Raw genomic sequence first — 26,020 nt, 5'->3', positions numbered from 1 at the left:
ATTGAAAGAGATCAATATATTAAGGGGTATGATGAAGTATTTTATATGCTTCCTACTGACTATTTCGGTAGGTGCGATGGACTTAGCGAGTTTAAAAGAGCTCGCAAAAAATAGAAATGTAGCAAGTAAGGATCATTGGTTAAATTTACTTCATTATGATGATGGTTTTTTTTCACAAGCCAGTGTTGTTGATGATGAAAACTTTTTTTTATCGCCGACCGGTAAATTTAATCCACAGGCAGAGTTAGAAGCTTGTCTTGAGGCTTTCGCTGTAGGTGATCCAAGTGATAATGAGCATGCGATTAATCTTTTTCCTGCACGTTTAGATTGGTTGTTAGAGGAGCTTCCTGAAGCTAAAAAAGTTTTTGTAGCAAATTACAGTCCCAAATTTGCAAGGATCTTGAAAAATATAGATCCAAACAAAGTCCAGTTGATTTTTCCGAGTCAGTACATGAATAACCCCTCTTCCTTATTTGGTCACACTTTGTTGAATATTGAAGGTAAGCGCAATAAGAAATTAATGGCGTATTCAGTGAATTACTCAGCAAGGACTGAGGAAACGGATGGTTTAAAGTTTGCTATAAAAGGCGTGTTAGGCATGTACCCAGGTACGTTCAGTATTGTTCGATACTTTGAAAAAGTCATTGAGTACTCGGATCATAATATGAGAGATGTGTGGGAGTATGATTTTAAGTTTACACAGAAGGAAGTCGAAAGAGTTTTAATGCATGTTATTGAAATGGAAAAAATTCGTTCGGATTATTATTTCTTTGATGAAAACTGTTCTTATAATTTATTGTTTGCAATTGATGCAGCTCGACCTGGAATGAATTTGGCTCGGCAAGCCAATGATTATTGGGTATTGCCTGTGGATACAATCAAGTTAGTTAAAGTTAATGACTTGGTTGAAATGGGCCGTTATCGGCCCTCTAAATCAACTAGAATACGTACGATAGCCTCTCCTCTTAAGCCAAGTCAAAAATATCTCTCAAAAGTTTTATCGAGAAGAGTGGCGGATGAAAAAGATGAATTGCTTTTGTCGAGCTACGCTTTAGATGAGCAAAGGAGAGTTTATGATGTCGCGATAGAGTTGATGCTGATTCATTTAGCTGCGGGAGAAATGACACAAGAGGAGTATCAAGACCTCTATTTAGAGACCTTGCGTAAGCGTGCTAAGCTTGGGCGAAATGAAGTGCCTTATACTTTTGAAAGACCCTTTGATCCTGCAGAAGGTCATGACTCGATGAGAGTAAAAATGACAACGGGTGCGTATGATGATCAAGGTTTTGTGGGTTTGAGTCTAAGGGCGGCATATCATGCTCTAGAGGATGATTGGGCGGGGTATTTGAAAGGTAGTTCCATTGAGGTGCTCAATACTGACCTATATTACTTTTACGATGATAAAGATGTGGAGTTAAGAAAGTTTCAGCTGGTGAGTATAAATTCTTTAAGTCCTGTGGATGAATATTTTAATCCTATGTCATGGATTGTTGATATAGGAGCGGAATCAATGCGTTTGAGAGAGGATGATGACGATTTGCATGTGGCTACTTATGTGGATACGGGTTTTGGGCAGAGTTCAGAGTTGAATGATTCTTTTTTGGTTTACGGTTTGTTGCGTCCATCAGCGCATTTTTCAGGTGTGCTTAATGACAGTTATATGCTTTCTATAGGCCCAGAGTTAGGGACTATATATTATATCAATCAGCATAGTTCAGCTCAGTTATCTGGAAGGCAGTCTTGGGCGGTTTTGGGTCAGAGTAATAAAATGACTGAGCTAAAAAGTAGTTTGAACTGGAGCCTAAGTAAGAGCTTAAATGTCAATGGTTTTTTTAAATGGACTGATTCCTTTCACCAAGATTGGAATGAGTTTGGTTTGAGCTTTAATTATTACTTTTGATTATGTTGCCATTAGCTATAAAAGTAGTAGGAACTTAGGCCCATAGAGATAGGCTCTGTAAGAAATGGCCATTCCTCATTAGGCAATAATGAGCTTCGTTCACCCAGGGCAGTTAGAGGGTCTTAGCTAAATGATTTAATTACTTTATCTCGTAAGGGATAGGGATATTAAATTTATTTACTAGGTGTCGTAGTTGGTTTTTGATATTGGTGTCAGTAGGGTCGTCGGTTAATTCGCCTAATAAGTATAAGATTTTATGATGTCCCCAGTTCTGCGCAAGGCTCGCGCCTCCTTGAGCTGACTTTTTGAAATCAATTTTAAAGGTGATTTCTTCAAGGCCTTTTGCGCCTTGTCCTTTAACTTGAACAAGGGTGGAGTTTTGATTAGGATTAAATTTCCCATAAATAGAGAGTGTTCCACCTCTATATAAGTGGGGGAGTTCCTTAGGAAAGATTTCGTCTGAGTCAATCTGTGAAGAAAAGCGATAGTTGAGTTGACTGACTACGGTGTCGGAATAGGTTTTGATAAAATTTTCAAACATGAGGCCAGAGCCTTCAGGCTCTTCTTGCAGGGTGCTAAAACCGCGGTTTCTTAGTGTGAGCAAATCAAGGAGGAAAGGAGATGTGTCGTCGCCATTGCTGATGGCAAAGATTGATGTGCGAGCTTGGTTTTCTTGGGTGATTTTACTGATGATCTCGACGCCTTCAATTCCCCCTCGTCTAGTGGTGTTGCCGTCGCTGGCTAGGTATATAATACGGGGATAGCCACGTTTAGTACCTTGTGATATGTAGGGGCGTAGGCTTTTGTAGACATCTGTTTTGCCACCTCTTTTGGTATTGCTTAAAAAGTCAAGTGCTCTAGTGATATTCTGTTCATTAGCGGGTGCATAATCAGGGAAGCAGCGTCGGTCTTTGATATTGAAAGTTACGATATTAAAACGATCTTGAGGAGAGAGGCTTTCAATACCTTTCTTTATGGCGTAAGTGAAGTTGGTGAATTGTTGATAGCGAATACTGGTGGAGGTATCGAGTATGAACATTATTTCTTTTGCTTGTGAAATAAGGCGTTTAGAGTTTTTGTCTAGAGTTATATCAACGCGAAAATAACCTTGTTGATCTCGTGGATCAATATAGGTTTGTGGAGTTATTTTCAAAACGTCATCGAGCTGCCCTTGTGTCTGTTCATTAACGGAAATTTGGGGAAGGCTGGGCTTATTAATAAGGCTTAGTGAGTTCTGTTTTCGAGGATCAGTGGGAGCAGATAATTGAATTGTCGGGCGAATACTATTTACAGGGAGAGTAATAGAGGGTGTTGAGAGAGTTCCAGATCCAGACCCATCAATGCCGTTGCCCTGGTTCGCTTTAAAAGACAAGGGTTCAGTGGCGATGTCATCTGAATCAGGAAGTCTTTGATCAATTAAGCTTTTGTTGGCTTCGGATAGGTGTTTGTTTGAAATTAAAGGTTTAATTTCATAGATCTGTGGAGGAAGTTGTGTGGAGAGTGATTGACCAGGGATCTGTGAACTTTTATGCATTTGAAGTTCTGCGAGTGAAGAAGAATCTACTTTAGGAGCTATGTCAGCGTTGATTTTTAGATCATTGAGATCTATTTTTGCGGGAGTTAAAGAAGGTCGTAGAGCATTTTTGAGTTCATTCTCAAGTTCTTTTTTGTTTTTTGCTTTCCATTTTGTAACTTTGGGAGCGGGGCTACGGTACTGCTCTTTTGGAAGTGGTTTTGTGTTGTTCGTCTGTAGGGTATTGAAGACGTGCTTTAGTTGTGTGGAGAAAAGAAGAGCTAACAATGCGTGAAAGGCTAGGGATATGATTACAGAGGAAAATAAGTAATAGGTGTAGTTTTTTTTGGTCATAATTTATGAGGTGCGAAAGCGCAAAAGTTTAGTTTTTTCTACAGTTTTTTACTCTTGAAAAGCTAATTAAGAATTAGCCCATTATCAAATAAGTCTACTAAAGTATCCGATTTCTGTGGAATTACTTACTAATCCGACTAAAATCACAAAACAAAAAATATTAGAAGATATTTATGAAAGAAATTTTTTTAGAGTTCGATCTTTTTGGAACACATATAACACTACGATGGTTTCAGGTTATGGCTGCCAGTGGCTTTTTGGCTGCTTTGTTTCTATTAAAGAGACGATCAAAGCTTTATGGACAAGATCCAGAGAAGGTGGAGACCACGCTTTTTTACTCTATGATTGGGGCTATTTTGGGTGCACGCTTATTATTTGTTGTGCGTTATTGGGAGGAGAATTTTGCTAATCGCCCATTTTCGAAAGTTTTTGCTTTTCAGGAAGGAGGCTTGGTTTTTCAAGGAGGCTTGATCGGTGGTTTGATAATTGCCTACTTTGTCTGTAGACGTAATGGGATCAAGTTTTTGACAGCTTTAGATATAGCTGCGCCCTGTATAGCCTTGGCTCATGCCTTTGGGCGAGTGGGCTGTTTTCTTAATGGTTGTTGCTTCGGCGGGAAATGTGATATACAAGCTTTAGCAGTTCAGTACCCTAAAGGGAGTTTTCCTTGGTCAGATCACTTAAAGCGAGGTTTGATTGAGCCGAGTTCAGACTTGTCAATGGCAGTGCATCCAGCCCCCTTATATGCAGTGTTTGCTTTAGTGAGTATTTGTATTTTATTATGTTATGTAAGTAAGAAGCTAGCAAAGCCAGGGATGATTTTTGGATTATATTTTTGTGTTTATAGTCTTTGGCGCTTTACAGTAGAGTTTTTTCGTGACGATCAGGATTTAACTGCTGGTTTGTCTTTGGCGCAATATATTGCATTGGGTACATTAGCACTTGGTTGTGTAATAATTGCCTTGTGTCGTCGTAATCGGGAATATGATTTTCCCAAATTAGAGAAGGATTAGTATATGGAAATTCCAGAAGGTTTTACTCATGGATGGGTTGTGGATGAGATTTCCGAATGTCAGCGTTTAGATAGATATATTTCGGTACAGCTACCTGATCGTTCAAGAACGTTTTTACAGAAAAGTTTAAAAGAAGGTGCTTTTGAGCTCATTCGTTCAGGAGCAAAACTTCCTGCGCGAATATCTGAGAATGTGATTGAAGGAGATTTGGTTTATTATAAAATGCCAGATGAACAGGAAGAAAGTGCTTTGCTTCCCGAAGATATTCCCTTAGATATTATTTATGAAGATGATGATATTTTAGTTGTGAATAAGCCTGCTGGTATGGTGGTGCATCCTGGTGCAGGCAATCATTCCGGTACATTGGTTAACGCTTTGCTTGGCCGTGATTTAGCGACCTTTTCTTCAATGGATGAAGGTAATAGTCGTCCAGGTATAGTTCATCGCTTAGATAAAGAAACTTCCGGAGTTATTATTGTTGCGAAAAGCGCAAAGAATCTTGATAAATTAAGTCGCTCTTTTGCCCGTCGTGATGTAGAGAAGTACTACGTAGCACTTTGCCGTGGAACAATACGTGTAGGTCGTGATACGATTAAAACGAATATCGGTAGATCTCGCTCAAATAGGCAGAAGATGGAAAACACAAACGATGCAAATCGTGGTAAGGAAGCCATTAGTCATTATAAAGTTCTTGCAGATAATAATGGGGCCTCTTTGGTGAAGTTGAAAATTGATACTGGGCGAACGCATCAGATCCGAGTGCATATGGCGGGAATTAATCATCCGATCGTCGGCGATAAATTTTACGGAGTAAGACGTTTAGATGAAAAAGAATCTCCCGATCGCCATATATTACATGCTTGGAGAACGAGAATTATCCATCCAGGAACTCAAGAAATCATGACTTTTACAGCACCTTTACAGGATGATTTCAAAGAGATTTGTGATAATTTCGGGATCAAATTTGACGCTTAGTTTTACTGAGGCGTTGTACGTTCTTCTGTAAGAGGGACGATTTTGATTGCATTGTGGTACTCTGGACATACATGAGTACAGAGACCGCAGCCATTGCAAAGCGATGATTTGACGCGCATACGTCCTTGAGAATCTGCTTGTATGGCTTTTTCGGGCAAAGGACAAGCATCTGAACAGGCGGAACACTCGGGATCCTCTCCGTTCCATGAATAGCAATGATCGATGTAGATCTGTGCTTTGCCGACAATGGGGGCTTCGCCTTCATTTAAGACTAGTGCGCCTTCTTGGCAGGCAGTGACACAGGGTGTGTCGACACAGAGCTCGCAAGGGATGACCTCTTGGGCAATGATGGGCGTTAAGTTTGCTTTTGAGCTTGGGTCAAAATGTTTATAAATAGCGCCGGGAGTACAGGCTTCCATACAATCGTTACATTGTGTGCATTTATTTAGAAAATCATTCTCAGGTAAAGCCCCAGGAGGCCGAAAAAATTCGGCAGGAGCTTGGGGGTTCTTATTTTCTTCTTTTTTAATTTCTTTGTGCTCATGTACAACATCACGCATGAGCGAGCCAAAGTTTTTAAAACCTCGAAATAAACTGCGTCGATTTTCCATTAGGCCTCTATGATTAAATCTGATTTGGGTTTAAAAGAGCAAGAGAGGATATTTGGCGGAGATTGATTCGCCATTTTATCACCAAAAATATGTTCCACTTTACCTTTTATTAAAGGCACGGAGCAAGTGCCGCAATGTCCGCTACGGCATCCTCGACGTATGTTAAGTCCTGCTTTATCAGCTAAATCTAGGATTGAGTAAAAACTATTGGCCTTAGGGTCGTATGCTATAGTTTTTTTAGATAAGCTGAAAAGTATTGAGTAAGCCATTTTAGTTCCTGCGTTTGGATAAATAATATCACAAAGTTTAAAAATGGCTAGTTTGTTCCTCAATACTTTTACTTGTAGTGTGCTGAATCGGAGGTGAAATAGTTCTTGTCAATCGCATTAAGTCCTTGCGACATTCACGAAGAATAGTTTTTAAAGCGCTCGGATTTCCATAATCAAATTTATTAATAAGTTTCGAACTTGTACTTAGCGTTGATTTTATATTGTGAATCTCGCTATTGATAAACTGGTATTTTTGTCTAAATTCAGGTGTCATTTTGGCTAGGGATGGATTCTTTATGCTAAGTATTGAGTTGGCGGTCATCGAAGCGATTGTTTTTAGGCTGGTTTCAAGTTTAGATGGTAAGGGGTGGGAACTGTATTGTTTATCAATATATAAAATGCCGATCAGTTTTTTTTCTAATTTTTCATTTGTATGACTGAGTGGGATACAGATGACTGTTTTTATATCGAAATCGAACATAGATTGTGATTTGTTGTTATTGCTATCGGCATTGCTGATGTATACGGAATTTTGGTTATCTAAAACTTTATTTACTATGGATTGAGAAATGGTAAAATTCTTTTCTTTGATAGGCAAGAAATTTGAATTTTTTGCTATGATCTCTCTGAGATTCATTTCTTCGTTATTATTTTCAATGAGAAAGCCATAGGCACGTTCTAGGCCCGTCATCAGTAAAATAGTATCCGCACTTAAAGAAAAGATATCTTCCGCTGAGTAGCAATCCATTAGTTTGTTTTTGAAGACGATACTCTGTAATTGACGAGTTGTGGATGTACTTACGGCATTATAAGCCAGGTCTTGGAGTTTAGGTTTTTGTAGTTTTGGGCTGCGGTTTTTTTGTTAAAGTAAATAAGTTCAAATTCCTCATTGGCGAAGCTTATTAAGCAACCGTGCTCAAGTCGGTATTTTTGGTTAACTTTAATGGCTTTGCCGTTGAGTCGAATAGCCAAATGACTTGCTGGAGAAGTGATGGTGAATAAGTCTCGTGAAAACTCCAAGTTACAATGATGAGCGGGAATGTCATTGAGGGGTAAGAGTACGTCAGAATGAATGCCTGAGCCTACAGACTGTTCAATGGGGAGTAGAGCGAAGAGGAAATCGCAGGGTAAAATATCTTTGCCGGTGCTTCTGAGAGCAGCAACTGCGGCAGGGGTTTCGCAATTATTACAAAATTTTTGATTGTAATTATTGACACGATTACAAGCATGGCATTGATAAGTGCGGTTAGACATAGCAAACTCATTAAGATTATTGACGGCTTTACTATACTATAATGATTTGTATAATTAAATACTTTTCAGTTAATATTGAGGGAAGAATCCTTAATAATTATACTTATTTTGAAAATAGCTACGTTATATTACTGATCATTACCATGGATCATATGGTCCCTATACAACGACTGAGTAGTGAGTTTGCTGTCCTTGTATGGTGCATTCAAGCGTATCCTTAGCTTTGAGTTCTGATACACCTTTCGGAGTCCCTGTAAGGATGATGTCTCCCGCGTCAACAGTGAATTCCTGTGATATGAAACTTAAGAGTTTTGTACAGGGGAATATCATATCACCGGTCCATCCTTGCTGACGGTATTCATCGTTTACTTTAAGAGAAAAATATAAGTTTTGTAAATCAGTGTTTTGTGAGATAGGGATAAAGTTGCTTATGGGAGCGCTACCATCAAAGCTCTTAGCTCGTTCCCAAGGCAATTGTTTTGATTTCAAGTGATTTTGTAATTCTCTTAGTGTGAGGTCGAGTCCTAAGCCAATGCCAATGATAGCTTGTCGACATTCTTCTTCTGAAGCATTTTTTAAAGTTTCTCCAATGAGCAATGCAATTTCTAGCTCATGATGAATTAAGCCACGATTTTCAGGTAAGGAAAAGTGAGGACTTAGGGAGCTTATTGCGTTTGAGCCTTTCATGAATATCACGGGTTCTTGAGGGAGTTCATTGCCTAGTTCATGTGCGTGGGCTTTGTAGTTGCGACCAATGCAAAAGATTTTATTATTTGAGGATGGTAGAGGCGTGTTGTCAATCCAAGTGAGAATCTTATTCATGGTAAGTTTTTATTTGTTAGATTTGGGGTAGATGAAACGTAGTGGTGTTTAATTACTAACTATAAAGGATGATTGCGCTATGTGTAAACTGTATATGATTATTTTAATTTTTTCTGCTGTGATATTAGAGGCAGGAACAGCTAATTTGATTTCTGATCCCGCTTTTAAGAAAGCCGAGGATAATTGGTTTTTACGAAAATCAAAAGAATATAAGAGTGTGAAAGAGACGTATAAAAAAGGTATTTTTTCTTTTTTTACGCCAGCATCTTCTGCTAAAACTTATCTAGCGCTTTATCATCAATTGGAGCTTGAGGAAGGCGAGAAATATATGTTTACAGTTGAGGTGAAAACAAAGGGCGAAGGCGTGATAACTTATGGGTATGGTACTTATGGGGATATTTTTGGAGGGAAACAAAAGAAAAAGAAAGTCAAATCTAAGAAAGAGCAGAAAGGACAGAATTTGGGGCTAATGGCTTCGCGTACAGATTTTTCTCCTGAATGGAAAGAGCATGTTTGTTACTTTACTGTACGTAAGAAAACAAGTGACTTACCGACCTTTATAAAAGTATTGTTAGGTGAATATCAGGGTGACTTTGCTATGCGTAATCCGCAATTAATAAAAATTGATTCTTTGCCAAGTGGAGTAACGCAACGAGGTTCGGTAGAGATTAAAGAGCTATAAATATATTCCATAGATTTACAGAATCCTTCTATGAGGGTTTATTCTATAAATTTAATTAGGAGATATATAAATGTCGAATCTATGGACAAAGATTTTTATGGCAGGAGTTCTTTTTAGTGGAGCTTCCTGTGTGAGTGAATATCAACAGCCAATCAAAGCAGGTGTATTTTTAGGGGATGAAGCACAGTCTTTAAAGGGCAAGCAGTTACAAGATATTTTGAAAGTTCGTAATGAGTTTAAAGAGAAGCTGCAAGTGAATGATATTTCACGTATCGCAAGTCAATCAAAACGAGCCGTTTTGAATTTGTTTATAAATGGTCAATCACAAAAAAATCTGCACTTGTTACCATCTTTTTTACCGGGTCCCAAAGTGAAAGTAGCCGTTAAGGGGCAAAGCCTAGGGTCTGGTTTTTGTATTCATCCAGATGGCTATATTATCTCTAATGAGCATGTCGTTCGCAATGGGGAGGTTATTTCCGCCATTGACTCTATGGGTAAGCGTTATGAATTGGAGGTTTTAGCAGAAGAGCCTAGTAAAGACTTGGCTTTATTGAGGATAAAAAATTTCCAGGGAGCATTTCCTTATTTAGAGATGTGTTCTGTTAATCGAGACCTTGAAGGAGACTTGGTGATTGCGATAGGTAATCCCTATGGTTTTGGTCATTCAGTTACAATGGGGATTGTCTCTCAGCAGCATAGAGATTTATCTAGTTTTATGAATGAAGAAGCTCAGAATATTTCTTATCTCCAAACAGATGCAGCCATAAACCCTGGCTCTTCAGGAGGGCCTTTAGTTTCTTTAGTGCGTGGTTGGGTGGGCGTGAATACAGCTCAGATTCCTGAGACGAATAGTTTGAATTTTGCGGTGCCAAATTCAGCCGTAGTGGAGTTTCTTTTAAAGGTATTGAAAGAAGTTAATTAATCGGAGCTCTTGATATAGGCAATAAAAAAGGCGGTCAAAAGACCGCCTTTTTTAATAAGTAATTCTTTCTATTAGAAAGAGTAGCTTAAGTTAATACCACCGAAGATTTCTTCGTTGTCGTTACCATTTGCATCTTTAGCATCTTCGATAAGAGCAGTATAAGATACGAAAGGTGACATACTGAGACTTTCAGTTAAGTCAAAGTTGAGTGAAACAGTTGCAGCAACATCTGTGAAGCCATCGCCTGAGCCATAAAGGAAGTCGCCACCATCGCTGTTTGCCCAACCAATTGCACCACCTACTGAAAGGGTAGAGAAACCGAGGTCGAAATCGTGACCAATTCCAGTACTGACATAGATAGCATCGCCATCAGCTTCTTCTACATCGTAGTAGACAGTTACTGATGGAGCAAGAATAACGTCAAGAGCAACAGATGCATATACTTCAGTTGTTGCAGCATTACCAGAGCCAGTTTCACCAGGGAATTGGTAGTTGATTACACCAGCACCAAGAGTAATGATGTCGAAAGATTTTTCCCAACCAGCGTAGATATCGACTTCTGTGAAGTTGAGTTCTTCGTCGTTGACTTCATCAGTAAGGTCGAGTGTGCCCCATAGGCCTAGGTTGAATGAACCGATGTCACCAGCGTCGTAAGTTGCTGAGATGTCAGCTTGTGCTGATTCTTTACCAAAAGTAAGACCACGCCATACATAACGGCTCGTGTATCCAATAGTAGCATTAAGGCTAAGTGCAGACTCTTCTGATGTTGTCATTTCAGCTGCAGGAGCTTCTTCTTGAGCTATAGCGGCGAAAGATGACGCTGTGAGTAGTGCGAATATGAATTTTTTAGTCATTGCGTATGTTCCTTATAGTGTTGTTTGTTTAGGGTGATTCTATTCTAAGTGGATTTAATAAGAGGTCAATAGATTTATTGTATTTTTTTTGGAAAAAGTGCTAAAAAGTTACGTTTTTGTTCAGCTTTTCGGTATCTGTGCAATAAATCGTACTCTTTTTGTTAAATTTATTTAAATCAAAATTTAGCGTAAAAAAGAGGGGAATCAAGCGAGTGACTCAGTGGTGCAAGAGCTTGTGTGTACTAAGTTATAGTTGAAATCATCTTATAGGGGGCATCGATAGCGAAATGATTTTAAGCAAGAAAATTTAGAATCGATAAGTAAAAGAGCGAAAGAAAGCTCTTATGAAATTCAAAACACTTGTCAGAGAGCAAAGTAAAGGCATATTGCAGCAAATTTTAGAGAGCCATAAATGTTTCAAATTAATGCAGAAGATATCCTCCTTATATATTGCATCTTAATCGTAGCGATATTAGCTGGCTTATGGATTTATAATGAAGTTAAGCGAGCTAAGCCCAAATCAGATCTTTCTATGGAGCGTCTTTGTCGATGTAAAAGTTGTTCGCATATTCATCTGATATCTCGTTATGAGACAATGTCACGCTGTCCTCAGTGCGATGATTTAAATCACGTTACAGATAGGACGAAAATATAATGAGAATAATAGGTGGGGCAGCAAGGGGTATTCGTCTGGAAGCAGGAGATAATCCTGCCACTCGTCCTACAACGGATCGTTTGAAAGAAACTCTATTTAATATGATAGGTTGTCTCCAGGGTGATGTGGTAGTGGATGTTTTTGCCGGTTCAGGAGCATTGGGTCTTGAGGCGCTTTCTCGAGGAGCTAAAAAAGTTTATTTTATTGAAAATGATCGTCATACTATGCGGGTCATTGAGAATAATTATGAGAAAGTTAAGAAATCCATGCGAGCAGAATGTGGAGAGGTGGTGTTTCTTAATAGTGACTGGCGGCAAGCATTAATGAATATATCTAATGAGGTAGATGTTTTTATCAGCGACCCGCCTTATGGCGAGGACAGTGAATTAGCTAAAGAACTTATAGAGAGTGAGCAATTAGTTAAAGCGGGTCATGGAGAGAGTTTTTTGGTGATTGAGCATTTAACAATAAGTCAATTGATATCAGATAGGTGGAAACAGGTGAAAGTGAAGCATTGTAGACCCACTAGTTTTTCATTTTTTACGCGAGTTGATTCTCGTGGATAGTATACAGCCAAATGATGGTTGGGATGAGTTTGATTGGGAGCGTGTCATGCGTCAGTCAGATTTATATGCAAATAAGTATATGAAGCTGTTTAGCGAATTTGGTGAAATTACTGATGCGGATGCTTATATTATGGAGCAATTAGAAGAGTTCCAGTTGCCAGGAATGGAGGAAGATGACCTTGATTTTGATATAGAAAGTGAGCCTTTTGACCCCATAGAGATGAATACGCCAGCGTACTTTTATGAAAGGGATAAGTCTTACCTCTTATTAAGACAGGTTTCTGTGGGTTGGTGTAATATTTTTTCTACCTTGTTGCTAAAAGAAGATCGCGACTTTGGAGTCAAGATCATTTTTCATTTAGGAAGGTCTTTGGCCTATTATCAGGGATCCTTAGCCGATGGTAAGTACGATCTACCGGCGTCATTTATTTCAGCAGGAAAGCGCGGGTTGCAAAACCTAAATGATGCTTTGGGTTTAATGGAGAGGCTAGGTGAACACAATAAACGATATTTGACTATTACCGTAGCTATGATGGGGCACCTTCGTCAAATACATGACCAGATGATAGGCCACCTCACTAAGTTACGAACATTAAAAAAATGAAAACTTCGGGTGAAAAATGGCTTGTTTATAAAATGAGCCTCACTCAGCTTCAAGTTTATATCATTAAACTTTTTGCAATGGCACCCCAGTACTTTACACCCTTTCATATAGCCAAGATTTTGCGGGATACGCAAATAGATTTTTCTTGTGTCTTAGGGACTGATTTAATCAAAGATGAGATTAAGCTTCTGCGAGAATTGGAAATTGATGTATTTTCTTTTTCAAATAACTTTTCTAGTCTCTTTCAAAAAGAGGTGCTTATGGAAATGCTTGAGGAGAAGAGCTTAGAAGATTTTTATCTAACGTGCATAGGACCTCACTTGGGATCCATTAGAGCTTGGGATATTGCAGAGAAGCGACTATATCTTCGTTATTTCTATCTTTCGGGCCAGCCAAGTAAAGAGATGAGAAGAGGGGTTAATTTTTACTCAAAGACACTAATAAAACCTCAGTGTGAAGGTTTTGATTATACGGCGAAGATTAATCCAGGCTTACTCAAAGATTTTTGGTATGAAATGATGGCAGATGATTTTTTTACGGGACATCTCCCGCGAGATTACAGTGAAGAATTTAAGTCGTGGATCGCACGAGATGTGGACTTACAAAATGTTTATCTCATGGCTAAGTATCTTCACGAAAATGAGTTTCATCAATTAAGGGATTTGGTTTCTTGTTGGGAGCAGGCTTGTGCCGCTGATTTGGCTAAAGCATTGGATTGTTTTTTTAAAGGTGATTATCGTGAAGCGTCCAGAGGTTTAAGTCGTTTGGCAAAGGAAAAATTAGATAAGTGGAGTTATTTCCCTTCTTATTTAGATGAGATTTATCTTCGTTGTCTAGCCTTAAGTGGGGCTCGCGGAGACCGCAAAATCCTAGAGTCTCGACAAATGAAAAATTCACAAAAACAGGCCTTGTTACATCTTAATGAATACCGGGAAACGGCTCAATTCCCGCCTTCTCGTGAAGTTATGTTGCGAGGGGTGGAGCTTAATTACTATAAGGCTTTGCGGCTTTTTATGGAAAAGAGAAAACTCGTAGGTTCAGATGAAGACTTCTGTTGGGCAGCGGCATTAAATGATCGTGATAATCGTTTGCTTTACCGTGAGTGGCTCTCCTTGTTTCAACTTGCAGGTTTTCGCATAAACGAAAATGAATTGGCATCTTTAGAAGCTCAATTACCATTTCCTTCCTTTGTGTCCTTTTTGGAGATTAAAGAAGCTTGGGAAAGCGGTTTAGATTTTATTGAAAAGTTTTTTTCTCCTGAAGAACAAAGTCGCTTGATTTGGCGTTTTACTTTGAATGAAGCGGGCTGGGATTTACGTCCTTTTGAACAAAAACAGGGCAAGTCAGGTTGGCTCAAAGGCAAGCAGATTAGTTTTGATAAAGTCCAAAATAAAACTTATTTAAGTGAGCTTGATAAGCAGATTCTTGCAAAAGTCGTTTATCAAACGGGGAGTTATGTTGAGTGGAGTGGGAATGAGGTTTTAGAATTAGTAGCCAAGCATCCTTTGCTTTATGATCTATATGACCTAGATGCTCAAGTAAGTCTTGAGGTCGAAGAGGGGGGGATTTGTTTAGATGAGAGTGATGATTTCTTTATTTTAGATTTGCCTGATGAGTATAAGAGCAATGTGATTTTGAAAAGAACGGATGCGTATAAATATAAGTATTATCGTTTTCCAGAATGTTTTGAAGAGCTTCAGCAGTATGTGACCCATGAGGGTTTGAAGATTCCTAAAAGTCAAGGATCGCGAATTAGGGGTTTATTGCCTCGGGTAAGTCAGTACATGCCAGTTATGAGTAATTGGAGAGATGAAAATACCAATGCCGGGCAACTAATGGAATCATTCTGTGATATTCGTGTTATTGCCGAGCCTATGGTAGAAGATGAGGGAATTAATTTTCGCTTACGTGTTCCTGTTTTTGGATCTGGAACTCCTGAGTTTACTCCTGGTGAAGGAGCTGTGGTTATTTGGAAAGATGGCAAGCAGTGTTTACGCGATGTAGATCAAGAGCGGCTGAATTTAAAAAATATAATGACTATGATTCCAGACTTACCTGATTTAGAGGAGGATGGATTTTTATCAATTTACGATCAGCAGCAGTCGCTAGATTTCTTGATGGCTTTGCATGAAAAAGAAATTGAAATCTTTTGGCCAAAGAAATCATGGAGTGTTAAGCAGCTAACTGGGCGGATGTCGGTTAAAATCGAAAAGGATAGCGATTGGTTTAAGCTTTCGGGTGAAGCGGAGTTCGATGGTCAGGCTATGCACTTCGCCGAGCTCTTTGAAAATTTGTCTAAAGATGGCGCTTATGTAAAGCTAAGCGATGAAAGATTTGTGAAATTAAGTAGCCAGCTTAAGGATCAGATTCAGATTCTGAAAGCTAATTTAGGGGAATATAATGGAGCCTTAGGTTTTTCTCGGCTAGGTCAAAGTGAAATTGCTCAAGCAATTAATACAATGCCAGATGTGGTATTACCTCAGCACTGGGATGTCGACTTACGAAATCTTCGGAAAATATTTAAGCATGATGTCCCTCTTCCTGAGGGTCTGAATGCCGAATTGAGAACTTATCAATTGGAGGGTTTTCAGTGGCTTAGTCGTATGGCAGCTTGGGGTGCGGGTGCATGTCTGGCGGATGATATGGGCTTGGGGAAGACGATGCAAGCCTTAGGTGTGCTCCTAGCGCGTGCAAAATCGGGTCCTAGCTTAGTTGTCGCGCCGACTTCCGTTTGTAGTAATTGGGAGGAGGAGATTACGCGTTTTGCCCCTCAGTTAAAAAGTAGGATTTATGAATCGTCTCTCAATGCGTCGATCATTGAAGGGCTGGGTGATTTCGATATCTTACTTTGTTCGTACACAATGTTGCAAAGGGATTTAGATAAGCTTAAAGATGTACAGTGGAATGGTTTAGTATTAGATGAGGCTCAAGCAATAAAAAACCCCATGAGCGGCAGATCCAAGGCTGCGCGTGCCTTGTCCGCGAAATTCAAAATAGCGACCACGGGTACTCCAGTTGAGAATCATCCGGGTGAAATTTGGGCTTTATTTGATTTTCTTAATCCAGGTTATTTAGGGAATCAGCGAAGTTTTGGTAAAGAAGTTAATTCCGGTGGTATGACCCATGCAATGGGCGGTTTAGGGGATCGTCTTCGTAGGCGAGTACAGCCATTTATTTTACGAAGAATGAAGAAGGATGTCCTTAAGGATTTACCTGAGAGGACGGACGTTAATCTTAGGATTAAGATGGGGGATGAAGAGCAGGCTATTTATAATGGCTTGCGCGCTCGTGCTGCTGAACGCTTGGGTAAGCGTGGGAGGGATGGGCAAGATAAGTTCTTTATTTTGGAAGAAATAACGCGTTTGCGACAGGCTGCTTGTAGTCCAGGTTTATTAGATAAGCAATTTAAGGCAAATAGTGCCAAGGTTAATCGTTTATTGGCATTGGTGGAAGAGATCAAAGCTTCGGGGAATAGGGCTTTAGTTTTTTCTCAATTCACAAGTTTTTTGGATATTGTCCAAAAAGCTTTGGATCAAGAGTCTTGTGAATATCTGCGTTTAGATGGATCGACGCCTGCAAAAAAACGCCAAGGCTTAGTGAATGATTTTCAGCAAGGGGATGTACCGATTTTTTTGATTAGCTTAAAAGCAGGGGGTTTTGGTCTTAATTTAACGGCAGCTAATTATGTGATTCATATGGATCCTTGGTGGAATCCGGCTGTGGAAGATCAGGCCACTGATCGGGTCCATAGAATTGGTCAGGATAAGGCCGTCACGGTTTATCGTTTAATTAGTGAAGGGAGTATAGAGGAAAAGATTCTTGATTTGCATGGAAGTAAGCGAGAGTTTGCCGATTTTTTATTAGGCGGGCAAGATACGGCTTCAAAAATGAGTGCCGATGAGCTTTTACGTTTGCTGAAGTAATCTAATTATGTAGATGTGTAGCAGGGGACCAACTATGAAATAGGGTCATTCGTAGCGACGCTTATTTAAGTTCAGTTTTAAATGAGGCTTATAAGCGTGCGAAATAGAATATTATTTAATAAATGTTAGATGTTTTAATTCTATTATTAAATAATAGGGTGCTGAGGGTATGTGTTATTTGTGTAGCTAAGTCGAATGACTTTGCTTATGAGAGGAATGGAATTCGACTCTAATCTTCTTGTGGTGTGTCTTCAGAAGGGCTTGTTTCGCCATTAGCTTTGTCATTACGGGCAGCTAATTTTTTCAGACGTTTTTCTTCTTTCTTTTGCTTTTTAGCAAGGTCTTTCTGTCTTTTTTCAAATGCGTAATTGGGCTTGGCCATTGAGTTCTCGTATATTAGTATTGAATAATTTATTGGAGGACATGACGTGTGCACCTGTGGGTGAATCAATGTGCCAACTATATTTATAAAAAATGAAGGACGCCGAATGTTAAGTATATAAGCTTGAATAAACAAGCTATTATCCGTTTCGGCGTCCGATCAATCGTTTGTTGAAGCATCCCTAGAAGAGATGCTCAAAAACTTTTTACTGTGGGTTTACGTTAGTTGCACATGGGCCTTTTTGACCTTGTCCAACTTCAAACTCAACTTTTTGGCCTTCAGCCAATGTCTTAAAACCACTTGTTTGAATTTCAGTGTGGTGTACAAAAAGATCTTTGTCTCCGCTATCAGGTGTTATAAAACCAAAGCCTTTATCATCCGCGAACCACTTAACTGTACCAGTTTCCATAATAGAATCCATATATATTTTAATTAAAAACGCACGAAATATTGTGCAGGGATATAATAATGTGTAATTCTTAAAAAGCACTACCGTTATTCATTTATTATTCATATTAGGGCTAATATTGAGTCTATTGAGGTCAGAAAAGCACTTCTTGTACTCATTAGTAAAATTTCATTTATGCCTTAAAACACCATTTGGTAGATATTTGACTTCCAGAAAAATGTACACTATGACAGAAGTAGTTAATGTGCGAGAGGATTTTTAAGGAGTTCATTAATGAAAATGAATCGCGAGAGTATAGGAATATTTGAGTCTATATAATAATAAGTGAACTTCTATAGACGTATAGAAATGAGCAAAACTACTGTATTCGGACAAGTATGAGGGGGAGTGCTCTGGGGCGGATTCGAACCGCCGACCCACAGTTTAGGAAACTGTGTATTTACTAAGTAAAATTAAAAAGTCCATATCAATATCCATATTAAAGTTGGGAATTCTAGTTATTTGTTATATTGTGATGCAGGATAACGAAAACCAAGCGAGTAGATAATGAAACAGCGTAGAAGAAAGGGTGATGGGACACTTTTTAAGAATAAGAAAAGTAAGTATTATTATATACAGTATTACATGGATGGTAAACTTAAGCAAAAAAGTCTACGAGTAACTAATAAAGAAGAAGCTGAAATAAAAGCCAAAGAATTCATGGCTTTACACAATGACCTTGAGTCTAAAGGTGACTTCATTGAAGCAGTAGCTAAAAGTAAAGGTTTAAAGTCAGAGCAAATTGATTCCATTAAAAAAGTATTGGATAGGCACACAGGTAAGGATATAAAAATGGCTGAAGCTTTTCGGATGTTTCTTGCTGAGCCAGATAGACCTACTCCATCAAATGAGGTGATAAGGCAGTATAAACACCATTGGGAATTATTTGTATCCTTTATTGGTGAAGAAGTATACCTACATGAAATCATGGCAAATGATGTGAAAGAATTTGGCAAACATCTATTACGTTTAGATGAAAAAAAAATAAGAGTTCATTCGGATTCAAATTATAATCGCATTATTAATAAGTGTAGATGTATAATAAAAACATTAATGGATACAGCTAATTTAAACTCAAATCCTTTTCAGAATATGGGTAGTAGAACCGTAGAAAGGACATCTAGACGTAATTTCACTAAAGAAGAAGTTGATAGATTACTAGAAGCTACAGAGGGTGAATTAAGGTTGTTATTTGCCATTGCGGTTTATACAGGCATGAGGCTTAAAGACGCAGTTTTATGTAAATGGGAGAATATTGATTTTACTACAAATAGTATTCATATAAAACCAGCAAAGACTGCGAAATATAATCAATACGTGAATATGCCTATCATATCACAGCTTAAACGTGAATTGAAGTTGTTTGGTTATAGTGATGAGTCCGAATACATCTTACCCTCATTATCTTCACGTTATTTGTCGCATAGATCCAATCTTAAGAAAGACTTTAAAAAAGCATTTAAGGATGCAAAGATTAGTTCTGACGAACTGGGTTTAGTAGGCTTTCATAGTCTTAGGCACACATTTGTTTCGGATTGTGCGAAAGCAGGTGTACCTCTAGCAATAGTGCAAGAGGTAGTAGGCCATAGTAATACAGCAATGACTCGCCATTACACAAATATAGATGCAGAAATGACTCAACAGCAGATAATGAAACTATCTGACGAGGGAAAAGCAATGAGTCTCGAAGAAGTTAAAAAACTTGTTTCTCAAATGAATTCTGAGAACTGGGAAACAATTAAGAATCAAATTCTGAAAGCATAGATAGCATTATTGATGGGGTTCTTAAAAATCATCTTTTTGTATTATGGAGTTTGCGGAAATTGCAAAAAAAAGCCTATAAAAAGATTTTGTGCTATTTTCATCCATTTTCTTAAAATATATTGTATAATTTCTTTGATGTTATCTTAGAAACATAGCTCATGGCATGGCACGGTAATTACATCTCAAGCAATGAGATAATTTAAAACCTAGTGAACCAAGAGGCAGTATAATGAATAAGAGTCAAGCATTTGAAACAGCAAAAAATATCCTGAAAGACCATATCCCTAATTTAACACTACAAAAGCTCTCGATTCTTGAGAGTAATGAAACGTCAAACTTTGAGCAATTCTACAAGATCAAAGAAGTTGCTGATAAGTTACATTGTTCATCACGCCATGTGTGGAATTTAATTGAACGTGGTGAAGTAGGTGCAGTAAAGATAGGCGGAATCACTCGTATTAAACATTCTGAGATAGAAAGATTAACAGCTTAAGTGCTGTGCTAAGGAAGCTGAGTATTACGCCTTCCTTATAGTTAGACCTGACCTCGAAAGAGGTTATCCCACTCCCTAAAATAATAACGCTGAAAAATTCACTTTTGTTGAATTGCGCATGAAAAATACCTATAGGATATAAAATGGATAAAAAAAAGAGGAATATTAAAATCATAGAAATGTCTTCTTCTATGACTCACAAACAGATTGCAAAAGAACTAGATGTAAGTGTCAAGACAGTTCAAAGGACAATAAAAAATGTCCACCTAAAAATGTCCACTTCGAAACCTAAAAATGTCCACCAAGGATGTCCACCCAAAATGTCCACCACGGATATCAACCAAGGATGTCCACTGGACAAAAAAGGTCTGACTATTGAAGATTTCACTCACCACAAAACAATTTTGTTTGAGGGATGCTCAATTAATCAACTTGAAACTGCGGTTTATCATCTAGAGGGTAAGTTAAAGAACATGCTAACTCGTTCTAGATAGTGTGGTTATCATGACACTTCTTAATTTAAGTCATAAGAATATGATTTACAGTAAGTTATCCATAACTTCATCCTTATGTAATAGAAGAGGATTAGAGGGGTGTGTGGAATGAGTGGTTGTAGTAGAATAAGAGATGTTGAGTTTAGTGCTCATATCCTTGATGAACCTATTGTTATGTATATTTTAACCAAATACATAGATGGTAGTAAAGCTTTAAATAATAGAATTATTTCTCGAAGTATTATAAGGCTTGTGCAGTCTATCCTTGATGATAAAGAGGAAATTCAACATCAGCTTATTGATGGTGCTTATTATTTTTACCACAAAGACCTTAAATTAAATTTTGGCGCAACAGAGTACAAGAAATTGATTGCGAGGGAATCTGCTATTAATAATTTGATATATCGTGATTTAGTAGGGCGTAACACAAAAATGAGTAAGTCTTTAATGGCTGGTCATGGCTCAACTTGGAAGACTACAGTTGAGTTCCAGAAAGCATTACAGGATATAAAAATGCGAATTAGTCTATCAGGTAACTATAGACGATCTATAACAGATAATAATGATTGGTCGAAATCCTGTGCTATTAAGGAGTTAGATATTAAACAACCTCCTACTGACAAACACTTGGTTAATACATTCTTTAATTTGCCCGAAGTTAAATTCATCGATTCACTGGATATGCATTTCTATATAGCCAAGCATAAAGGCTTTGTGAATGAGAATAAGATTATACAGCCTTATAAGCACTGTAAAACCGACACAGGTAGGATGTATGGTATCACATCAGCTCACATACAAAACAAACCTAAGCGATTCCGTAATGAAATATGTAAAGGGATGAGGTCAATTGATATTGAAGCTTGTGCACATACAATATTAAGCCAAGATTACTCACGCCAAACTGGAGACAATCTGCCTTACCTTTCTATGATGGTGAATGATAGAAAAATAGTAAGAGAACAACTGTCTAATGATATATTTCATCGAAGTGATGGTAACTCTATAAAGTTCATAAAATCTACGATTATGCCTTTAGTGTTTGGTGGTGAGGTACATAAACATAAGCCAGCAAAGAAAAAGAATGATTACAGACTAAATATAATGTCGTTAATGCAATGTAATTTTGAGCAGGCAGGGAAATATATCGAGAAACTCAAGGCACATGAATTATATAAAGGTTTACTTAGCGATATTAAGTGTGTTTATGAAAATCTAGAATTTGATAATTACCCTTCGCATAGATTAAACAGGCCTGAGCAAATATCTTGGTACTATCAAAATAAAGAGCAATTTATAATGAGTTTTGTTAAAGAGTATTTAGGCAATGAGAATATCCAAGTAAATATGCACGATGGACTTATTATATTAAATGAGGTCGATACTTCATTCATTGAGAACTTAGTTTTCAGTAAAACAGGCTATGAGGTTAAATTTGAGCAAGAGTTGATAGCGTAAGCAAAATAAGTTAACGATATTTAAAAGCTATTGTAGAGCAATCTATGAGGCTTCAGTGTCAATAATAGATACTATTAATCTATCTCGATCAAGTCAATAACCCTTTTGCCGTGTAAGGCTTCTTTGGTAATCTCATTTACTAGAGCGTCCCACTCTTCACTTGAGTGCGCCTTACCTTCTTTGATGTATTTCCTGCATGCCTCGGTAGTGATATTAGCTTTTGCCATTTGAAACTTCTGCCACTGCTCGCTTGTAAGCTTCGATTTAATCTCCACTAAGTTAGCCTGTCTAGCCTCTGCGCTCTATGTCTTTTATCCCTAGCGTGTGCATGTAAGTATATATGCAATTAATGGAGTGGCCCAATCTCATGGATACAAAGACGACAAGTCTATCCGAAAGAAAGACCCTAGCACTAATTTCTATACTGGAGATCTCGGAACTTTTATAGACTTGGCTCTAAAACACCCCAAATAAAAACATGCCGTGACCCTAGGGAATGGTTATATGATTTACAAATAACCTGGACTTTCCCTTTCCTGCTTTTGGGGGTGGACTAGCCTGTATCGTGTTTTGAAAAATCGTATAATTTTGTATGGGGTGGATTAGTATATATGGATGGAGCTTCTGGGGCATCCCCCCCCTCACTATCGGGTTGGTATTTGTTTGGAATGGTTATTCATTCTCAGCAGGTCTAGCACCCAGTAGAAACCTTCGCCCAAGCTTTTAAACAGCTTTGTTGTGTCGTTGGTGAATTCACAAGTCCTTTTTTTTAGCCCAAACTGGCTTAGATTTAAGGCATAGAGCAATCACTAAGATGATAGCAAACATCCAAAAATCGCTATTTCCTGAAGACTCACTTGAGCCCCCCGTTAATCTCCCGTTATAGCCTTCATATCGAGATTCACCAGTATAATCATATTGGTAATCACTCGAATGAGGAGCGCCAGCCAGTAGTGTTTTCATTAGTATTTAGTCCTTTTTTTAGCTATGATGATGTTTCAACGGTGTGTGGCTTAGTTACCTGCTAGGATGGTCTTGGGCCAATGGGTCTTGGCTCTACTCTTGTCGGTTGTTCTAGTCTCGGTTTCACCCTCAGTTTCATCCCTTCTTTTAATTATTCCCACCTTCGCCCATTTTTCAAAATCCTGTAGTTCAAAGATTGGAATGAATAAATTTAAAATTCCCCATTTTAAAATAAATAAACCCTAACTAACTCGCCCGTAAGTTTTGAGTGATTTCATAGAGGTCTAGAGGTGATATAAATCATATCATTAAATATTTCATGATAGCAGGATGTATTAAAAACATATTTTACTTCATAAAGGATTTAATGCCATTATGACTTACTTAACTAAAATCAACTTTATATGCTTATTTTTACTAGGGTTAGTAATTTGCTATTTAATTATAATACAAAAGGATATAAATAAGTTAAATTTAGACTTAGTTAGTTACGAGTAAACTAGCTACTGATTATGGAGTTAATAACTGTAATAATAGTAGAAATTAGTGATGTATCAGGACTAGTTTTATTAAAAAAGACTTGAGTGATTACAGATTTTCCTTTATGTTCTATGCATAAAAGCTATTGCCACTTAATAAATGCTAGTGGAGTATAATTAATCTTAGGGGATGTGATGAAACTAGAGAAAATCTTAAATAACTTAAATTCGTTAGAAAAAAACTCATTTATTAAAGTAATAGACGGTATTATTGGAGCAAAACCTAAAAATATCAAAGCTATAGATAAGCTTATTTCAGATACAGATAAATCGGGTCTAAAAGGATTAGATAATGTAGTTATATCAAAGATTTTTTCTTTAGTGGAAGATGAGTTTCTCCAAAAAATAAATTCTGAATTTGTAAATATTGCTTCTCAATTAGATATATTGATTGATATCATCATCAGGGATGGTAATTGCATTATGAAACAAGATTGGTTTGCGAGACTCTACGAAAAGGAATTAAAAACTTTGAGTTTGAAGATCAAAGAATTAGAAGCTGATATCGAGAATCCTAAATCAGATTTAAGTGATATTAGAAAGAGAGATTATAGTATATACAAAGCCTGTATATTTACAGCTTTCAATAATGATCTAGCCTCTAATAGAGAAGCAAAAATTACAGATGATGAATTATCTATTTTATTGACCTTAGCTAAAGAAATGGAATTCACACAGAGTGAAGTAAGGTTGATGAATTATAACGTACTACCACCCCAGAAAGCTGAAATTGACGAAGTGTTGGCTGAGCTGAAAAATTTAGGTATTATTTTCATATCTAAAAAAACTAGCACCATCTATATAGCAGATGAAATGGTTAAGCTTTTAAGATGTGTAAGAGAAAAAGAGATTGCCGATAAATTCTTTAGAAGAGTATTACGGAGTATTAAAGAACCTCAGATAAATGCAGTATGCAGAAGGCATAATATAAATACTAAATCTCTAGATCATGAAGCAAAAATTAGAAGTGTCATAGAAGAGGGGATCTCTTTTTCTAGTTTTCTGTCAGAAGAAATTCATAAAGAAGGATCAAATCTAACGAGTAAAAAGAAGACTATTAATGACTTGTGGAGTGTGAATTTAAAATATGATACACCTTTAAAAGGAGTGACTTTAGAGGAGAAAATCTATAATATAATCTTACACTTTGAGCAGGTAGAGAGAGACGATAAAGTAGGTATTTCGATTGATGGTTATGAACAATTACTGACTGATTTGGGAGATTTCTTGCCTAAATTAAATTTAGCCGTTAAAAATGAATTTGAGTTACAAGAAGAAGTTGTTTTGAAAAGTGATCTTTTACTCGATTATAATATTAAACCTCGAGATATTTTAGATTTAATTAACGGCGTGGAGTTACAAGCTTTCTGTAAAGATAGAGAGCTGAAAGTGCGTGGAGATAATATTCAAAATATATTAGATGGTTATAAAGACTCTGAAAACCTTTATTTGGAGAACTATGCAAATATTGGTTTTAGAAATCTAAATGAACTAAAAGAGAATGGTATTGTAATCAAAGAAGCAGAATTAGGAATTAAATTTGAGGATTTAACCAAATCAATTTTTGAGCAATTAGGTTTCAATGTGGATGAGGTTTTAAAGAAAGAGCTTAACACAAAGAAAGATAAAATTGATATATTGCTGAACTTGGGTAATAATGAACTTATTCTTGTCGAGTGTAAGACTATCAAAGAGAGCGGATATAATAAATTCAGTGCGGTTTCAAGGCAGATGCAGTCATATACTAAATTGGCAGAGGGTATGGATTGTAAGATTATTAAGTCGCTTTTAGTAGCTCCTGATTTTAGCGAAGATTTTGTAGAAGAGACGGCTGAAGAATATGAACTTAATTTATCATTGATTACAGCCGAATCTTTACTAAAGATTTTAGAGGCTTTTAAGTCTACTACAAAGCATAAAACCTTTCCTTATAAGTTATTGTTAAGGGATGTATTGATTCAAGAAGATCGTATCATTAAAGCTATTGGGAAATAACTGGTTTAAATCAATATGATTATTTAAACTTCATTTGTATTTGATGGTGTTAATATTATAAAATGGTAGTGTAATGAGTCGTAAGGATGATTTTTTTGGCGGAGTACTAATGCTCTTGATGATGGCGAGTATGCTTGGTTTTAGCTGGTTATTTGGGGCGATTGGCTTAGAGGATGCAAATGAGACGTTAGCAATTATACTGAGCTTCTCCTTACCTATTATTATTATATTCTGTATAGCAGGTCGGCGTGATATACAGAGATGGTTCCTTAATCTCAAGAGAGATATTCAACTCTCGGATAGTTTTAAAGATTCAGTAAAGAAAGATGGGAAACACTTAGTTTATATGACAGAGGTTATTTTTACTCGAGTTAAAAAGAAGAGTCTGAAAGTGATTGAAGGTATCCATAGAGAGGCCAAGGAGCTTGAAAAAAAAGAGAGGTCACAAAAAGCTAGTGTAATTGCTAAAGAAAGATCCATAGAAAAAAAATATGCACAAGAATTACTTATAGCAAGACTTAGAGATTTAATAGCAAAAAAGGTTAATGATCGGTAAAACTGTAAATA

Annotated in this window: 25 protein-coding genes; 14 read left to right on the top strand and 11 right to left on the bottom strand. The window is 37.4% G+C overall.

What is annotated here, in order from left to right:
• Window positions 1–31: 31 nt before the first annotated feature.
• Window positions 32–1,900, top strand: a complete 1,869-nt coding sequence (locus PQO03_RS18780) for an Lnb N-terminal periplasmic domain-containing protein (RefSeq protein WP_274152527.1) — start codon at window positions 32–34, stop codon at window positions 1,898–1,900.
• A gap of 139 nt (window positions 1,901–2,039) precedes the next feature.
• Here PQO03_RS18780 and PQO03_RS18775 read toward each other — a convergent pair whose 3' ends face one another.
• Window positions 2,040–3,767, bottom strand: coding sequence for a VWA domain-containing protein (locus tag PQO03_RS18775; protein ID WP_274152525.1), 1,728 nt, complete (start codon window positions 3,765–3,767; stop codon window positions 2,040–2,042).
• Between the two features lie 173 nt (window positions 3,768–3,940).
• Here PQO03_RS18775 and lgt point away from each other — a divergent pair, with 173 nt between their 5' ends.
• Entirely contained in the window at window positions 3,941–4,780 is an 840-nt protein-coding gene (gene lgt / locus PQO03_RS18770; protein ID WP_274152524.1) for a prolipoprotein diacylglyceryl transferase, read from the top strand.
• Between the two features lie 3 nt (window positions 4,781–4,783).
• Window positions 4,784–5,755 carry an RluA family pseudouridine synthase gene (locus PQO03_RS18765; RefSeq protein ID WP_274152523.1) on the top strand — a complete coding sequence of 324 codons (972 nt, stop codon included), beginning with the start codon at window positions 4,784–4,786 and terminating at the stop codon, window positions 5,753–5,755.
• Between the two features lie 2 nt (window positions 5,756–5,757).
• Here PQO03_RS18765 and PQO03_RS18760 read toward each other — a convergent pair whose 3' ends face one another.
• From PQO03_RS18760 to PQO03_RS18740, 5 genes are all read right to left on the bottom strand, one after another.
• Window positions 5,758–6,366 carry a 4Fe-4S dicluster domain-containing protein gene (locus PQO03_RS18760; protein ID WP_274152521.1) on the bottom strand — a complete coding sequence of 203 codons (609 nt, stop codon included), beginning with the start codon at window positions 6,364–6,366 and terminating at the stop codon, window positions 5,758–5,760.
• Window positions 6,366–6,635 carry a 2Fe-2S iron-sulfur cluster binding domain-containing protein gene (locus PQO03_RS18755; RefSeq protein ID WP_274152520.1) on the bottom strand — a complete coding sequence of 90 codons (270 nt, stop codon included), beginning with the start codon at window positions 6,633–6,635 and terminating at the stop codon, window positions 6,366–6,368. The genes PQO03_RS18760 and PQO03_RS18755 overlap by 1 nt, the downstream gene beginning before the upstream one ends.
• A 37-nt stretch (window positions 6,636–6,672) precedes the next feature.
• Window positions 6,673–7,383, bottom strand: a complete 711-nt coding sequence (locus PQO03_RS18750) for a GAF domain-containing protein (protein WP_274152519.1) — start codon at window positions 7,381–7,383, stop codon at window positions 6,673–6,675.
• Between the two features lie 50 nt (window positions 7,384–7,433).
• Window positions 7,434–7,889, bottom strand: a complete 456-nt coding sequence (locus tag PQO03_RS18745) for an FHA domain-containing protein (protein WP_274152517.1) — start codon at window positions 7,887–7,889, stop codon at window positions 7,434–7,436.
• Window positions 7,890–8,048: 159 nt separating this feature from the next.
• Complete coding sequence (locus tag PQO03_RS18740) at window positions 8,049–8,711, bottom strand: fumarylacetoacetate hydrolase family protein (protein ID WP_274152516.1); 663 nt, start codon at window positions 8,709–8,711, stop codon at window positions 8,049–8,051.
• Window positions 8,712–8,790: 79 nt separating this feature from the next.
• Between PQO03_RS18740 and PQO03_RS18735 the strand changes: the two genes are divergently transcribed.
• Together PQO03_RS18735 and PQO03_RS18730 are read left to right on the top strand one after the other, a co-directional pair.
• Complete coding sequence (locus tag PQO03_RS18735; protein WP_274152514.1) at window positions 8,791–9,393, top strand: hypothetical protein; 603 nt, start codon at window positions 8,791–8,793, stop codon at window positions 9,391–9,393.
• 70 nt (window positions 9,394–9,463) lie between these two features.
• Window positions 9,464–10,315, top strand: coding sequence for a S1C family serine protease (locus PQO03_RS18730; protein ID WP_274152512.1), 852 nt, complete (start codon window positions 9,464–9,466; stop codon window positions 10,313–10,315).
• A 71-nt stretch (window positions 10,316–10,386) separates the two neighbouring features.
• Here PQO03_RS18730 and PQO03_RS18725 read toward each other — a convergent pair whose 3' ends face one another.
• A complete protein-coding gene (locus tag PQO03_RS18725) occupies window positions 10,387–11,169 on the bottom strand; it encodes a TorF family putative porin (protein ID WP_274152511.1) in 783 nt (260 codons plus the stop codon).
• Between the two features lie 654 nt (window positions 11,170–11,823).
• Here PQO03_RS18725 and rsmD point away from each other — a divergent pair.
• From rsmD to PQO03_RS18710, 3 genes are read left to right on the top strand one after another with little or no spacing between them, the layout of a single operon-like run.
• Window positions 11,824–12,390: a 16S rRNA (guanine(966)-N(2))-methyltransferase RsmD gene (gene rsmD / locus PQO03_RS18720; protein ID WP_274152509.1), complete on the top strand. Its 567-nt coding sequence runs from the start codon at window positions 11,824–11,826 to the stop codon at window positions 12,388–12,390.
• Entirely contained in the window at window positions 12,383–12,994 is a 612-nt protein-coding gene (locus PQO03_RS18715; protein WP_274152507.1) for a hypothetical protein, read from the top strand. The genes rsmD and PQO03_RS18715 overlap by 8 nt, the downstream gene beginning before the upstream one ends.
• Window positions 12,991–16,917, top strand: a complete 3,927-nt coding sequence (locus tag PQO03_RS18710) for a DEAD/DEAH box helicase (RefSeq protein ID WP_274152505.1) — start codon at window positions 12,991–12,993, stop codon at window positions 16,915–16,917. The genes PQO03_RS18715 and PQO03_RS18710 overlap by 4 nt, the downstream gene beginning before the upstream one ends.
• A gap of 229 nt (window positions 16,918–17,146) precedes the next feature.
• Here the strand turns inward: PQO03_RS18710 and PQO03_RS18705 are convergent, their stop codons facing one another.
• Together PQO03_RS18705 and PQO03_RS18700 are read right to left on the bottom strand one after the other, a co-directional pair.
• On the bottom strand, window positions 17,147–17,299 hold the full coding sequence (locus PQO03_RS18705) for a hypothetical protein (RefSeq protein WP_274152503.1): 153 nt from the start codon (window positions 17,297–17,299) through the stop codon (window positions 17,147–17,149).
• Between the two features lie 205 nt (window positions 17,300–17,504).
• Complete coding sequence (locus PQO03_RS18700; RefSeq protein ID WP_274152501.1) at window positions 17,505–17,708, bottom strand: cold-shock protein; 204 nt, start codon at window positions 17,706–17,708, stop codon at window positions 17,505–17,507.
• Window positions 17,709–18,254: 546 nt separating this feature from the next.
• Between PQO03_RS18700 and PQO03_RS18695 the strand changes: the two genes are divergently transcribed.
• From PQO03_RS18695 to PQO03_RS18680, 4 genes are all read left to right on the top strand, one after another.
• The gene (locus tag PQO03_RS18695) at window positions 18,255–19,511 is read left to right on the top strand and encodes a tyrosine-type recombinase/integrase (RefSeq protein WP_274152500.1); all 1,257 of its coding nucleotides are present in this window, start codon (window positions 18,255–18,257) and stop codon (window positions 19,509–19,511) included.
• Between the two features lie 229 nt (window positions 19,512–19,740).
• On the top strand, window positions 19,741–20,004 hold the full coding sequence (locus tag PQO03_RS18690; RefSeq protein WP_274152499.1) for a helix-turn-helix domain-containing protein: 264 nt from the start codon (window positions 19,741–19,743) through the stop codon (window positions 20,002–20,004).
• Between the two features lie 143 nt (window positions 20,005–20,147).
• Window positions 20,148–20,498, top strand: coding sequence for a helix-turn-helix transcriptional regulator (locus tag PQO03_RS18685; protein WP_274152497.1), 351 nt, complete (start codon window positions 20,148–20,150; stop codon window positions 20,496–20,498).
• Between the two features lie 108 nt (window positions 20,499–20,606).
• Entirely contained in the window at window positions 20,607–21,956 is a 1,350-nt protein-coding gene (locus tag PQO03_RS18680) for a hypothetical protein (protein WP_274152496.1), read from the top strand.
• A gap of 74 nt (window positions 21,957–22,030) precedes the next feature.
• Here PQO03_RS18680 and PQO03_RS18675 read toward each other — a convergent pair whose 3' ends face one another.
• Both PQO03_RS18675 and PQO03_RS18670 read right to left on the bottom strand, forming a co-directional pair.
• Window positions 22,031–22,231: a hypothetical protein gene (locus PQO03_RS18675; protein ID WP_274152494.1), complete on the bottom strand. Its 201-nt coding sequence runs from the start codon at window positions 22,229–22,231 to the stop codon at window positions 22,031–22,033.
• 478 nt (window positions 22,232–22,709) lie between these two features.
• Window positions 22,710–22,919 (bottom strand): hypothetical protein, encoded by a 210-nt coding sequence (locus tag PQO03_RS18670; protein ID WP_274152493.1) that lies wholly within the window; start codon window positions 22,917–22,919, stop codon window positions 22,710–22,712.
• Between the two features lie 674 nt (window positions 22,920–23,593).
• On the opposite strand from PQO03_RS18670, the gene PQO03_RS18665 reads away from it, so the two are divergent.
• Together PQO03_RS18665 and PQO03_RS18660 are read left to right on the top strand one after the other, a co-directional pair.
• Entirely contained in the window at window positions 23,594–25,453 is a 1,860-nt protein-coding gene (locus PQO03_RS18665) for a hypothetical protein (protein ID WP_274152491.1), read from the top strand.
• Window positions 25,454–25,526: 73 nt separating this feature from the next.
• Window positions 25,527–26,009 (top strand): hypothetical protein, encoded by a 483-nt coding sequence (locus PQO03_RS18660; RefSeq protein ID WP_274152489.1) that lies wholly within the window; start codon window positions 25,527–25,529, stop codon window positions 26,007–26,009.
• The last annotated feature ends 11 nt before the right edge of the window (window positions 26,010–26,020 follow it).

This window comes from Lentisphaera profundi (assembly GCF_028728065.1).
Lineage (GTDB): Bacteria > Verrucomicrobiota > Lentisphaeria > Lentisphaerales > Lentisphaeraceae > Lentisphaera > Lentisphaera profundi.
Note: the sequence above shows the minus strand (reverse complement) of the source record. Positions and strands in the feature narration are given on the sequence as shown.

Coding starts and splice junctions, on each gene's coding strand:
- PQO03_RS18780 (WP_274152527.1), top strand. CDS start 32: ATGAAGTATTTTATATGCTTCCTACTGACTATTTCGGTAGGTGCGATG.
- PQO03_RS18775 (WP_274152525.1), bottom strand. CDS start 3,767: ATGACCAAAAAAAACTACACCTATTACTTATTTTCCTCTGTAATCATA.
- lgt (WP_274152524.1), top strand. CDS start 3,941: ATGAAAGAAATTTTTTTAGAGTTCGATCTTTTTGGAACACATATAACA.
- PQO03_RS18765 (WP_274152523.1), top strand. CDS start 4,784: ATGGAAATTCCAGAAGGTTTTACTCATGGATGGGTTGTGGATGAGATT.
- PQO03_RS18760 (WP_274152521.1), bottom strand. CDS start 6,366: ATGGAAAATCGACGCAGTTTATTTCGAGGTTTTAAAAACTTTGGCTCG.
- PQO03_RS18755 (WP_274152520.1), bottom strand. CDS start 6,635: ATGGCTTACTCAATACTTTTCAGCTTATCTAAAAAAACTATAGCATAC.
- PQO03_RS18750 (WP_274152519.1), bottom strand. CDS start 7,383: ATGGATTGCTACTCAGCGGAAGATATCTTTTCTTTAAGTGCGGATACT.
- PQO03_RS18745 (WP_274152517.1), bottom strand. CDS start 7,889: ATGTCTAACCGCACTTATCAATGCCATGCTTGTAATCGTGTCAATAAT.
- PQO03_RS18740 (WP_274152516.1), bottom strand. CDS start 8,711: ATGAATAAGATTCTCACTTGGATTGACAACACGCCTCTACCATCCTCA.
- PQO03_RS18735 (WP_274152514.1), top strand. CDS start 8,791: ATGTGTAAACTGTATATGATTATTTTAATTTTTTCTGCTGTGATATTA.
- PQO03_RS18730 (WP_274152512.1), top strand. CDS start 9,464: ATGTCGAATCTATGGACAAAGATTTTTATGGCAGGAGTTCTTTTTAGT.
- PQO03_RS18725 (WP_274152511.1), bottom strand. CDS start 11,169: ATGACTAAAAAATTCATATTCGCACTACTCACAGCGTCATCTTTCGCC.
- rsmD (WP_274152509.1), top strand. CDS start 11,824: ATGAGAATAATAGGTGGGGCAGCAAGGGGTATTCGTCTGGAAGCAGGA.
- PQO03_RS18710 (WP_274152505.1), top strand. CDS start 12,991: ATGAAAACTTCGGGTGAAAAATGGCTTGTTTATAAAATGAGCCTCACT.
- PQO03_RS18705 (WP_274152503.1), bottom strand. CDS start 17,299: ATGGCCAAGCCCAATTACGCATTTGAAAAAAGACAGAAAGACCTTGCT.
- PQO03_RS18700 (WP_274152501.1), bottom strand. CDS start 17,708: ATGGAAACTGGTACAGTTAAGTGGTTCGCGGATGATAAAGGCTTTGGT.
- PQO03_RS18695 (WP_274152500.1), top strand. CDS start 18,255: ATGAAACAGCGTAGAAGAAAGGGTGATGGGACACTTTTTAAGAATAAG.
- PQO03_RS18690 (WP_274152499.1), top strand. CDS start 19,741: ATGAATAAGAGTCAAGCATTTGAAACAGCAAAAAATATCCTGAAAGAC.
- PQO03_RS18685 (WP_274152497.1), top strand. CDS start 20,148: ATGGATAAAAAAAAGAGGAATATTAAAATCATAGAAATGTCTTCTTCT.
- PQO03_RS18680 (WP_274152496.1), top strand. CDS start 20,607: ATGAGTGGTTGTAGTAGAATAAGAGATGTTGAGTTTAGTGCTCATATC.
- PQO03_RS18670 (WP_274152493.1), bottom strand. CDS start 22,919: ATGAAAACACTACTGGCTGGCGCTCCTCATTCGAGTGATTACCAATAT.
- PQO03_RS18665 (WP_274152491.1), top strand. CDS start 23,594: ATGAAACTAGAGAAAATCTTAAATAACTTAAATTCGTTAGAAAAAAAC.
- PQO03_RS18660 (WP_274152489.1), top strand. CDS start 25,527: ATGAGTCGTAAGGATGATTTTTTTGGCGGAGTACTAATGCTCTTGATG.